Origin of the sequence: Achromobacter sp. SIMBA_011 (assembly GCF_046535435.1) — a bacterium.
Lineage (GTDB): Bacteria > Pseudomonadota > Gammaproteobacteria > Burkholderiales > Burkholderiaceae_B > Achromobacter > Achromobacter dolens.
The window spans coordinates 1-254 of record NZ_JAWRWN010000852.1 but is presented as its reverse complement, the minus strand read 5'-3'; the positions used below and the strand labels follow the sequence as shown (position 1 = coordinate 254).

General features: G+C 64.6%; 1 protein-coding gene. It reads left to right on the top strand.

The window, feature by feature from the left end; all coding sequences use genetic code 11:
- Window positions 1–200 (top strand): glycosyl hydrolase 53 family protein (locus SB816_RS33405; protein ID WP_410548429.1); only part of this gene is annotated, 200 nt, incomplete at its 5' end.
- Between the last annotated feature and the right edge of the window lie 54 nt (window positions 201–254).

The window sequence follows — 254 nt, the reverse complement described above, 5'->3', positions numbered from 1 at the left end:
AATTCTTCGCGGCGCTGACGAACGTGGTGAAGAGTATTCCGGACGGGCGCGGCAAAGGCATCTTCTGGTGGGAGCCCGAGTGGATTCCCACGCCTGATGTCGGCTGGAAAGTGGGCGGCGGCGATCAGTGGGACAACAACACGTTGTTCGACTTTCACGGTCACGCGCTTTCGTCGATCGACGTGTTCAAGACGCGCTAGCGTAGCGTGGCGCGGCGGCCGCGAAAACGGCGCCGCGCCCGCCAGCGCGCAGCG